General features: G+C 63.8%; 8 protein-coding genes. 7 read left to right on the top strand and 1 reads right to left on the bottom strand.

All coding sequences use genetic code 11. From position 1 onward, the window contains the following. Positions 1–49: 49 nt before the first annotated feature. Entirely contained in the window at positions 50–1069 is a 1020-nt protein-coding gene (locus K2Y56_RS25350; RefSeq protein WP_292514619.1) for a hypothetical protein, read from the bottom strand. A 177-nt stretch (positions 1070–1246) separates the two neighbouring features. Here K2Y56_RS25350 and K2Y56_RS25345 point away from each other — a divergent pair, with 177 nt between their 5' ends. The 7 genes from K2Y56_RS25345 to K2Y56_RS25315 all read left to right on the top strand — a co-directional run bounded on the left by K2Y56_RS25345 (position 1247) and on the right by K2Y56_RS25315 (position 7196). After that, positions 1247–2149: a hypothetical protein gene (locus tag K2Y56_RS25345; protein ID WP_292514616.1), complete on the top strand. Its 903-nt coding sequence runs from the start codon at positions 1247–1249 to the stop codon at positions 2147–2149. A 70-nt stretch (positions 2150–2219) separates the two neighbouring features. Continuing rightward, the gene (locus K2Y56_RS25340) at positions 2220–2573 is read left to right on the top strand and encodes a hypothetical protein (protein ID WP_292514613.1); all 354 of its coding nucleotides are present in this window, start codon (positions 2220–2222) and stop codon (positions 2571–2573) included. Between the two features lie 68 nt (positions 2574–2641). Beyond that, on the top strand, positions 2642–3268 hold the full coding sequence (locus tag K2Y56_RS25335) for a hypothetical protein (RefSeq protein WP_292514611.1): 627 nt from the start codon (positions 2642–2644) through the stop codon (positions 3266–3268). 128 nt (positions 3269–3396) lie between these two features. Further along, positions 3397–4290: an RNA ligase family protein gene (locus K2Y56_RS25330; protein WP_292514607.1), complete on the top strand. Its 894-nt coding sequence runs from the start codon at positions 3397–3399 to the stop codon at positions 4288–4290. A 73-nt stretch (positions 4291–4363) separates the two neighbouring features. Next, complete coding sequence (locus tag K2Y56_RS25325) at positions 4364–4837, top strand: hypothetical protein (protein WP_292514606.1); 474 nt, start codon at positions 4364–4366, stop codon at positions 4835–4837. Positions 4838–4871: 34 nt separating this feature from the next. After that, the gene (locus tag K2Y56_RS25320) at positions 4872–6080 is read left to right on the top strand and encodes an ATP-binding protein (RefSeq protein WP_292514603.1); all 1209 of its coding nucleotides are present in this window, start codon (positions 4872–4874) and stop codon (positions 6078–6080) included. Positions 6081–6101: 21 nt separating this feature from the next. Further along, a complete protein-coding gene (locus K2Y56_RS25315) occupies positions 6102–7196 on the top strand; it encodes a DUF4238 domain-containing protein (RefSeq protein WP_292514600.1) in 1095 nt (364 codons plus the stop codon). Positions 7197–7474 lie beyond the last annotated feature (278 nt).

Below are 7474 nucleotides of genomic sequence, written 5' to 3'. Positions count from 1 at the left end.
ATAAACATCAACCCCTGAACCTGGGTCACTTCTCAACGAAAACGCCGGGTCAACTCTCAGCGGAAATCAACAGGAAGAGGAAGAACACGAGCGCCGAGGCGTAGGCGAACGGCGCCATCGCCATGTCCCGCGCCCGGACCTCCGCCTTCGCATCGTCGGCCAGGATGGCGAGCAGGGCGACCACGATGAGGGCGTGTCCGATCGCATCGATCTTGCCGAACTCGAAGACGGCGGAGACGAAGATGCCGATCAGGACCGCGGCCGCGGCGCGGCGCACCAGGGGCGTCCAGACCAGCGCGAACGCGAGCACGAACTCGACGGCGCCGGCCGCGACCATGAACGTCTCCGAGCCGAAGCCGAACGACATCGAGGGCTTCTGGTCCAGCAGCGGGAACGACCACTCCGGATAGGCCCACTTCTCGATCGAGGCCCACATCAGCGTGACGGCGGCCGTCCAGCGCAGGATGTCGAGCGGGCGGATGCCCCGGAAGTCGCGGCCGAGGCCGGTGAGCGCGAGGTAGGCCGCGACGCCCAGGAAGACCGGGTAGTCGGCGAGGTGGAACGCGCCGTACTTCGAGATCGCGTAGATGAACAGCCCGACGATGCCGATCGACGTCAGGGGCATGGTGATGCGCCACATGAGGCAGGCGGCCATGGCCAACTGGATCCACGAGATGAAACCGAGGTCCGTCTTCAGCTCGGGGGTCAGGATGATGCCGCCGGCGTTCCAGACCGAGATCAGGAAGAACGCCGCCGTGCCGCGGAACAGCACGTCGATGTTGGCGCGCAGCCATGCCGTGACGCGGTCCAGCGCGCGGGTGAGGGGCTCGCCCATGGCGGACCACTCGGCGAAGCAGCCGAGGACGAGCCCGCCGAGCGAGAGGGCCACCAGCTTCTCGAAATCGGCGCAGAGCACCTGATCGAGATCGCGCGGGCTGCCGGTCATGTCGTATGCGCAGAACCACTTCACGTGGGCCGAAGCCACGCCGGAGACCAGCATGTTGGCCGCGATGCCTGCGAGGACCGACAGTCCCAAGCTCCCCCCGAAGGAACCCCGCTTCGAAAACATGGTGACCGCTCCGTCAATCTCCGGCCGATAAGACCGCCTCCATTCCTTCATGGCAACCCCGAGCGCAGGCGCGGCGTGAGGAAAAGTCGTGCCGGGCGCATAAATTGTAGGCCGGTAACCATCCCTTCACACCCGGCTGCGAAGGAATGAACTCGGACACACCATTCAAGGAACGTCATGAGCGCACGGGCCGGTAGGGATCTCGCAGTCGAGATCGGGACCATGTTCCAGACGGATCAGGCGGCGAAGGCGATCTCCTTCATCGACGCCTTGATCGAGGCCGACGACTTCTCGGACATCGATCGGCTGAGGGCGGCCAATCCCGGCGACGGCGAGCACTCCATCCGCAATCTGCTCTCCCGCCGCATCGACAGCGCGCCGCTTGCCGGCGGCGGCATGGCGGCGATCTTCGTGGTGACGGTCTACAACCGTCCCGGTCCCTTCGATCCCCGGTCGGTCGTCGAGCAGGTCGCAGACAGCTGGGGCGGCGGCCTGCTCTCCATCGCCGTGGATCGATCGTTCCGGGGTCTCGACGGCGTACCGCGCGGAACGAAGGAGCGCATGGCGCTATCCCGTCTGTGCGCCGAGCGCGGTCCGGAGGCGGCGCTCAAGGCCCTGCCCAGGGTCAGGCGCAAGCCGAAGCGCGCCTGGGATCCGAACTTCGTGGTCTGCGCCGCGACGACGGAGCGGGACCGCGACCACTACGGTCCCGGTTCCAACATACTCCTGGACACCATACCGGATGCCGACGCCCTGGCGTGGTCCGCCGACGCGCGCCTGCGCTGGGCGGGGGACCGGTGCGACGTGGGCATCCCGGAGCTCCTGGGTTCGGCCTTGGAGATCGCCCGCCGGCGCTCCGTCGTCCAGAACATCGCCGTGGTGTCCGCCTGGGCGGGCAGCGGCCTCGTCGATCTGCTGCGCCTGCCCGGCGGCGACCTCCTGGTGACGTCCACGCGCGGCGGACGACAGCGCATCCCCGACGCGGGCCTCCTGTCGGACGCGGCGATCCTGCAGGCGGCCGGTGCCTCCGGCGCCATGCCCGACCTCCGCCGCTCGATATCCGCCGCCCGCTTCCACTAGCTTCGGCGACAGGCCGGCCTTCACGCGCCGCGTCGCGCCGGGTACCGTCCGCCCGCGAAGGAGTACCGCCATGGACGACGAAAGCCCGGAATACGTACGCCAGCAGCTCGTGGAGGGCATCGTGTCCCGGCTGCACGGCGCGACGTCCGAGATCGAGGACTACCGCACCGTCTTCGCCGATCTGGCGCGCCAGCTGCTGGACCGGATCGACCCCGATGCCGGATGGCGTACCCCGACCCGGCACGCCGGCACGACGGCTCTTGTTGCTAGCCTGATCGACCGCCCGGTCGAGGACCACTCCGACGATCCGATCGAACGACGCATGGCGTACGCGGACCTGTTCGAGAAGGTGTCGGTCTCGGTGACTTCGGGCGTACGCCAGGAGCACATGCGCGCGGAGTTTCTGGCGCGCGCGGCCGCCTGAGATCGCGGCGCCTTTGGGTCTTGCGACGCTTCCTGACACTCTCCGGCATGAGAACGCCGGAGAGACCCGTGACCCAGCAGCTCAAGTTCCTCCTCAAGCACGACCGCTTCCCGGACGAGAAGGACGCCAACACGATCGAGGTCGCGATCGACGCCGAAGGTGCGGAGACCGCCTCGATCGACGATCTTCTGGAAATCGTGAGAGAGGAGGCCGGCAGCGCCCGCAAGCAGGCGGTCGGCACGCACATCGTCGACTACGGTTCCTTCTCCGGCGACAGCGCCTACCTGGATCAGATCGACCGCTTCGCCGGCGAGACGATCGTCGTCGGCGTGTCTCTCGTGGGCGAGACCGCGAGCTACGGCGTGCTCGGCCGCTACGACAACGGAAACGACTACGCCGATCTCACCCGGGGCGTCACCCAGGCCGAGGCAGAGTTCCAGGCCCGGTGGACGATGGCTCTGAACCAGGGCGCGGACCCGGCCGATCTCGACGATCTCCTCGATGCGATGGCCGAGATCGAGATCGTGCGCTGCCAGGCCGGCCCGATCTCCGACGACGAACTGCGGGTCGCGCTGCAGGCCCTGATCGACGAGGCCACGGCCGCCGGCCATTCGGGCGAGGCGTTGGACAACGCGGTCGAGATGCTGCGCGCGCCGCCGGTCGAGGCGGTCCCGTACGAAGGGCCCCGCCCCTGAACGAAGCATCAACCATCCCGGAAGGCACCACCCTGAAGGAATGGATTTCTCGAGGAGGACGCGTTAAACGCCCTCTTCCCGCGACGCCCTGGAGAACATTCGTTCGTCTCGAGGCAGGAGGCCGCGCCATGGACGAATATCTGAAATATCCCAGGACGCGGCACATCAAGGGCAGCGGGCTCCAGAAGGGCGACGAGGACCTCGAGGTCGTCGACATCGGCCGCTTCAAGGGCCGCCGCATGGTGGTCGAGGAGAAGGTCGACGGAAGCAACACCCGCTTCGGTTGGGACGCCTCCTGGAACGCGTTCGCCGGTTCGCGCGGCCACCTGATCGATCTCACCCGCCGCGACCTCCACCGCGAGCGCCAGTGGAACCGCTTCAAGGACTGGCTCACGATCCACAACGACACCCTCCTCGGCGTCATGGGAGATCGGTACAGACCGTTCGGGGAATGGTGCTTCGCGGGGCACACGTCATTCTACGACCGGCTACCCCACTGGTGGTTCGAATTCGACATCTTCGACCGTTCGATGAACGACTTCCTCGGCACCGACGAGCGTCATGCATTGCTTCATGGCCTGCCGGTCGTCTCGGTCCCCGTGATCTACGACGGCCCGGTGGTCTCCCTCGATCACCTGATGTCCCTGGTCTCGGTCCGCGAGGATCCGGTCCATGGGCGCGACCTCAGATGGACCGAGGCGTCGCTCTACAAGAGCGAGGACTGGCGCGAGGCCTTGGAGGCATCGATCCGCCGCGAAGGACTGGAGCCCGAGCGGAACGTCCATCACTTCGAGCCGACCCGGGCAGCCGAGGGCCTGTACATCAAGATCGAGGAGGACGGCCGGGTCGTCGAGCGGTTCAAGCTCGTGAGGCCCGACTTCATCCAGAAAATCCAGGCGGCCGACCAGCATTGGCACAGCCGCCCCATCGTGCCGAACGTGCTCGTGCCCGGTGCCGACATCTATGCACCGACCCTCCACTGGCTGGAAGACGGCGCCGAGCCGGCCGGTCCGAAGCCCTGATGCCGATCGTCGGGTCGAACCCCCGGCGATCCGGTCCCTACCACCCAACGCGCATCGCAAGCAGGAGACGGCCATGGCTTTGAGGATCCTACCCTTCTTCGAAGTCGAGGAGGGCAGCTGGGTCGGCAAGATCGGCCGGCACGAGATCTCGATCTCCCGGCGCGTCGGCAACAGCTACTGGCGCGGCCCGGATCGGGAGCTCGTCCTCGAGACCGACGGGGAGACCTATTCCTACTCGGTCAGGGGATCGCATTCCGGCATGGCCTATACGCTGGCCGGGGCGATGCAGAAGTCCGAGAGCGACTGTCGGGATCTGCACGGGCCGCACGTCGACGTCGGTAGCGTCAGCTACGCGATGTCCGACGAGCTGGCGGCCCTGGAGCAAGCCGCCCACGAGCGGGCGATGATCGAAGCCGTCGAGGCGGATCGGATCGCGGATTCCAGAGGCTGGGAACTCGCGATCGACACCCTTCCCGCCCTGAAGGCGTTCGCCGAGCGGGAGGGCCTCTACCCGTTCCGGAGCCATAGTCCCGGGCCGGCCTGCTAGATCCGCCCCGGTCCATACGAGGAGCCCGCCGGCCGTGACGCCGATATCCACCTTCATGCCGACGGAGCCGTCCTGGTCGCTCGACTGGGAAGGCATCGACGCGGCCTATCCCTGGATCCAGGCGCTGCGGGGCGCGGCCCACGACCCGGTGCACCACCGGGAGGGCGACGTCTGGATCCACGTGCGCATGGTGACGGAGGAGCTCGTCGCCGATCCGGAATGGCGATGCCTTCCCGACGACCTCCGTCTTGCCGCCTTCGCCGCGGCGCTGCTGCACGACGTCGCCAAGCCCGCCACGGCCTCGACGGAGATCGTCGACGGCATCGAGCGGGTGCACCATCACGGCCACTCGCGGGCCGGCGCCGTCATGGCCCGCGGCATCCTCTGGCGGCAGGACTTCGAACCCCGACTCCGGGAGATCGTCTGCGCCTTAATTTCACGTCACCAGTCGCCGTTCTGGCTCCATGAGCGCCAGTACGAGGACGCGCGCCGCATCGTCGCCGGTCAGAGCCTGACTTCGGGCAACCGTCTGCTCGCGATCCTGGCGCGCGCCGATGCGCGAGGTCGGATCTGCGACGACCGGGACATGATGGAGCTGGCCGTCGAGGAATACCGCGCGATCGCCGCCGAGCACGACTGCCTGGACGACCCCTTCCCGTTCGCCGGCGAGCGCGAGCGGTTCCTCTACCTGTCGCGTCGCGGCGACCTCGACCCCCGCTTCCCCATCGGAGCGCCGGCCGACCGTCCCGAGCTGATCCTCATGTCGGCGCTGCCGGGGGCGGGCAAGACAAGCTGGATCCTCCGCAACGCGGAGGGCCGTCCCGTGGTCTCCCTGGACGAGATCCGGCGCGCCATGCGCATCGGGCCGGAGAAGCCCCAGGGACCGGTCCTCGAGGCCGGCAAGGAGGCCGCCAAGGCGCATCTCAGGTCGAAGACCTCCTTCGTCTGGGACTCGACGGGAGTGACGCGGGATCTGCGCGAGAAGATGATCGGCCTCGCCTTCGATTACGGGTTCGCCATCCGGATCGTCGCGCTTGAGGCGCCCCACCGCGACCTGTCCCGCAGGAACCGGGAACGGGAGCATCCGGTGCCGGTCGAGATCATAGAGCGCCTCGTCGGGAAATGGGACCACCCAGACCTGTCCGAGTGCGACCGGCTTGAGGCGCCGGCAATATGCATGCCTGAACTCAGCGTACGAATTGAAAATCCAAATACTACTCGATTATCTCCAGCACATAGTTGATGATGTTGAGGAGGGCAATATATGGAACGAGACGTTAGAACTGATGCGCCTAACGAAAGTGAAGGGATCTCCCCCTTTCATCACAACATCTCGCATTTCATATTAAAGAACTTCCGGGCGCCTAACGGTCAAGTGTCTATATTCGAAGTGACTGATGGTCGTGTGAATCTTTGTGGAAAATCGACCAGTACGTTTGGCGGCGAGCAAAATGGAAACACCCTTTCAGATGGTTCAAATGAATTAGAAATGGACTACAGCAGAGAAGAAGCAATCATGGCCCCCTACTTTGCTAGGTTGGTTGCTGGTGATTACCATCGAAACGGCACGTCTAGTTCCGCTAAAGTCGAAGACTTCATCATCTCACTCGCAGGACGTGGGCGAAACTTGGGTCGTGGACCATCGAAAGCCCACGCCGAATTCCTTGCGATCATGCAGAAATATACACATCCGTTAACAAGCAAATTTCGAACAGAGCGGGACGCCATGCTCCTAATGACTTCTACTCTTTCGAAGTCAGTACGAGGAATTTCTAGGATCGTGGATCCAGCACACAATTGCCGATCTATAATGACGTTAAACATACGAGCCGGCTCAACAAGAAAATTCATCGTTTCGGATAGAGGACCAATCGATTTCATGCTGGTCCCATATCTAACAAGTATAGCTCCAGCTGTACCGGGCATCGAAATTATGAGGGAAATGTCCGCTAAGTTACTGGGCGGCGAATTATCTTACTGCACAAACTCCGACGTCTTTTTGCCTATCAGCCCAACTCGCGCGATAGCATATTTGAGCGGCGTCTCCACGAGGTTCGTAACGATAGCGGACAAAGCGAAGAACGCAAAAGTCACTGCTGCAGATTTGTTAAAGGCGAAGCCTCCTACCATTGTCCATCGTGAATTAGACGATGAAGAGGTGCATTTCTTTAACAGTCTTTCGGCAAAGAACTCGTTTGAGCGGGTTATGTCTGTATATAAGGGGCGTTCAGAAGTTGATGATGCGCTCAATGGAAAGTTGTTCCCGACATTAGAAATGATTGGTTCTGGCGAATATACAGGTAATCACCCATATGATCGTCCTCTCGTAATGATAGGCCATAGAATTCGTAGAAAATAAGTCTTAATCGGACCATCCGGTGTAATTTGTTGAGTGTCAAAACACGTTGGATCCAAGGGTCGATTTTGCTCATCGCAACGGGTTGCCATGACCATCGGGCATGTCCAAGTGCAAACGGCTCAACGCGCCGGCGCTCCATCCCGCATCGCTCGACACTCCCAGCCTCGTCTCTTCGCCTCGGCTGAGTTAGGCGCAGGCATCCTAGGCCAGACTCAGGCGGCAACCGGCGCGTCCCAGGCAGTACAGAACGAGCTTCAGGGACACATCGGGCGATAGCG

Origin of the sequence: Methylobacterium sp. (assembly GCF_019745455.1) — a bacterium.
In the GTDB taxonomy this organism is placed as follows: Bacteria; Pseudomonadota; Alphaproteobacteria; order Rhizobiales; family Beijerinckiaceae; genus Methylobacterium.
Note: the sequence above shows the minus strand (reverse complement) of the source record. Positions and strands in the feature narration are given on the sequence as shown.